The organism is Sphingobium xenophagum NBRC 107872 (genome assembly GCF_000367345.1).
GTDB lineage: Bacteria > Pseudomonadota > Alphaproteobacteria > Sphingomonadales > Sphingomonadaceae > Sphingobium > Sphingobium xenophagum.
Genome location: NZ_BARE01000109.1, coordinates 1 through 3,781, shown reverse-complemented (window position 1 = coordinate 3,781; position 3,781 = coordinate 1). Strand labels below are relative to the sequence as shown.

Annotated in this window: 2 protein-coding genes; both read right to left on the bottom strand. The window is 60.0% G+C overall.

Translation table 11 applies throughout. From position 1 onward, the window contains the following. Positions 1-607, bottom strand: a 607-nt coding sequence (locus SX1_RS21950) for a recombinase family protein (protein WP_019054825.1), incomplete at its 3' end; no start/stop codon positions are given. Positions 608-749: 142 nt separating this feature from the next. Beyond that, positions 750-3,659: a Tn3 family transposase gene (locus SX1_RS21945; protein ID WP_006961814.1), complete on the bottom strand. Its 2,910-nt coding sequence runs from the start codon at positions 3,657-3,659 to the stop codon at positions 750-752. Positions 3,660-3,781: the final 122 nt, after the last annotated feature.

Sequence of the window (3,781 nt, the reverse complement as noted above, 5' to 3'; positions counted from 1 at the left end):
CGATGGTCAGATGCAGGGCGATGGTGACAGAAGGCGGCTTTTCCGGCAGCCCGATCCTTGAAGGAATGACGTCAAGCGCCCGATAGACGGTCATTCTTGAGATCTTGAGGTCGCGCGCGACGCTGGCCTTGCTCGCGCCGGCGGTGATCCGGCGTCGGATTTCATCGTCATCGATGTTTTTCTTCCGGCCTTTGTAGACGCCTTCGGCGCGCGCCGCCTCGATCCCGGCGCGCTGCCGGTCCTTGATGAACGTCAGTTCCATGTCCGCGACCATGCCCAGAATGGTGATCACCATCCGCCCCATGCTTCCGGCCGTCGTCACCTCCGGCTCAAGCACCCGCAATGAGGCTCCCTTCTGGTCGAGTTCATGAACCAGATTGAGAACATCGCGTGTGGAGCGACCGAGCCGATCGAGACGCAGGACGACGAGTTCGTCATCGGCGCGCAGGAACTGCATGATCGTCTCAAGCTCCGTGCGTCCAGTGCGCGATGCGCCCGAGCCTGTTTCGGAGCGGAGGATTTCACAGCCCGCTGCCTTCAACCGGGCAACCTGGATGTCGAGATCCTGGTCGATGGTGCTGACGCGGGCGTAGCCGACGCGGGTCATGGGCAAATCCGTCACATTAGGGTGGCTTTGCCCTCGTACAGTAACATTGGTGACGGAACCACCCTTTTGTGACATGTCGTATATGTCACTTCCGATCGTCACGTTCGGGTGCACCCAAATGGTGCGAGCGGAAAGGCCCCGGTCAGGCAGCAAGCCGCCCAAAATCGATCCGGCTATTCAGATCGAGGTCGAAGCGGCCATAAGGATTGACGTGGCTGTAAATCAGCGGTGTGAGGCCGCGATAATCATCCGGCGTCATCCGGCCCGTCCATTTCGGTTCCACCAGCACGCTCTGAAGCATTCGGGTGTTCACATAGACAAGCGACGCTTGCAGCAAATGTAGCGCCAGGACCGAGAGCTGCTGCTCATCGATGCGGTTAGTGGCGATCTCGCCGCCCTTGCCGAAGAAAACGAACCCATTGGCACTGTTCCAGTTTTCAACGACATTCAGGCCTTCATGAATTTCGCGGCGGAAGGACTCCTCGCGCAGATACCGGCACAGGAAGATCGTCTTGACCGCGCGGCCCAGCTCACTCAACGCCTTGTAGGTCGGGTGCATCACCTCGGAGCGGCTAAACCGGCGCAGGATCGCCTCCGGGTCGGCGGTTTTTGTCTGCATCGCGGCTGCATATTTGACCATCTCGTCATATTGCTGCTCGATCTCATCCCAGTTGATCGGACTGGAGAGGATCGGCTGCAAGTGGGGAAGCCGCGTTCGCATGCCGACATCGGGAAGAGCCAGCTTCTGGCGAGCGATCGCTTTCAGGCGGGGTGCAAGCTCAAATCCGAGAAGCCGGCAAAATGCAAAGCCAACCGCGCTTTGGCCATGACTATCAACATATTGTCGCTGGATTTCCATGTCGGTGCAATGGCGCAGCACGCCCTCGATCATGGAGGCGACCTCGGAGGAAGAGCAGCGCTTGAGCTGGGAATAGACGCATGTCGCGCGTCGTTCGACATGCCAGTAGATCATGACGCCCCGTCCACCATAACGCGCATGCCATTCCGTCATCAGGTTGCGATCCCAGGCTCCGAACTTTGTGGAATCTGACGCACAGGCCGTGCCGGCGTCCCCCCAGACTGCAGCATTGCGGATTGCCAGGGTCGCATTCGCAACCCTGGCACACGCCTCCTTGAGCGCCGCGGCATGAACGAAGCGGCGATGGACATGCAGCAGCTCTTCATAGCTGACATCGGGGGTGGCGCCGGCGATCCGCTTGAGCCCGGCATTCGTTCCCAGGCCGTAGAGGCATAGCAGGAGACGTTGATCCAGCGCGGTTTTCGGCAGTGCAACACGCGAGGCCGATGTTTCGAACGCTTCGAGAAGTCCCGTATCAAGGGCAGCCTCCTTCAGTACGTCGAGCAGCCCGGTCATCGGCCAGCGTTGGCCGATCTCGGTCTTGATCGAGGCGAGACCCCTGGGTTCGGGCAAGGGTTTGAACGGGGTGAGAGATATACGGTTCTCGCCGCGCCACAGCAGCCGAACCTTGTCGTTCCGGGGAATATTGGCATTGAGGAGCAACAGTTCCTGAGCAAGCTCTTCCCGGATGGCGCTTGAAAATGCACGCGCATCCGCCGTCAGGTTCAATCCTGTGTAATATGCTTCTCGCCGCGCATCGAAGTCCTTGGGAAGATCGTCATCGGGATTGCGGTATCGGTCCGCCCCGACAACCCAGATTTCCTTAGAACGGATGCGATCGCGCAGTTGCGCGAGGACACAAAGCTCATAACTGATCCGGTTTACGCGCCCCTCTTCATCAATGACGGAACTGCGCCATCTCGCCGGAATGACCTCGTCGACCGGCACTGCGTGCGGCGGCACGTAGCGGCATCCATCATCCACTTTGCTTCTGATCCAGTCCAGGGCCGCCAGCACCGGACGCCACACGGCGTTGTTCGACCGGAACTCCAGTGCCGAAAGCAGGCTTGGCAGCATACGGCGATAATGATTGGCCCATGACCTCCGCATCACCTTGTAGATCCGCCGATCCAAGGCGCCCTTTGCCTGGCTTTCCTTGATGATCGCCGCCAGTTTGTCCTTGCCGGCGATTGGGAAAATGACATCGCAGATGCGCCCGGATGGATCGTCGATCGAAGCGCTGGCAATCTCGACCAGGAGTCGCTCCTTGCCATAGACCCGCTCGATGTCTTTCGCGATATCGCCCACCACCTTGCGTTTCGAGCGCGATCCGATCTTATGGACCGTCTCGATCAGCAGGTCGACCATCGCATCCGTAAGCTGAGCTTCCCGCGCCATCAGATAAACGGCATAGAGCCCGAGCTGGCGCGCCGGTACATGCCGGCGCATCTCCGAGGCTTTCTCGCCGGCAACCCGGCGAACGATCTGATCGACCCATGCCTTGCCCGTGACCGATAGGAAATCTCGGGGAAGAGCAAGCCGTTGGATAAAGGCGAGTTTGGCGGTCACGCCAAGAATGTTTTCGAGCGTCGCCTGACCTGCATCCCCCTTCATCGTGTTGAAGCCGGTCGGGCCATCGGGATCGGCGAGCGAGGCTTCCAGCAAGGCGACCGCATCCGGCGCAAGCCGATCGCGGACTCGGGCCAACAGGGCCTCCAGATAGAGGTGTCGTTGCGAACGGACGAGGCGTTCCAGCTCCTTGCGCGACGGCCCATAGATACGGCGGTCGCGGCACCACAGGAAAACATGCTCGAGCATGGCATTGATCGGCTGCCCGCCCGCACAAAGATCGTCGGAAATCCACCTCGACAACGCCCTGCGATCCGTCTGCGTCATACGGCGGAACCCGAGATGCCGCAAAATCTCCGCGCAATGCCGGCGGGCGGTGCGCCCGGAAAAATCATAGTGGTTCACGGATTTGGCATCGAGACCAAGTTGCTCCGCCAGATACAAGACACCGTCGGAGGGTATCGACGCATGATCCGGCACAAAGAAGCCATGCCCGGCGAAAAATCTAAGCTGAACCGCCAATCCCAGTCGTGCCGTCTCCGCTTTGCCGGTCACGAACGCGATGTCCGAAAAACTCAGGCTCCAGGAGCCGATCAGATCCCCACTCGAAACGCCAAGGCTCATAACGCCGCTCCCTTATCGGAGCGGAACGTCGTTCCTCGCATGGGCGATCGTCAACAACAACCAGCCCGTTCCCGACGTGTTCTCCAAGATGACCAAAATCGCAGCTTCGGGCCGACTGGGCC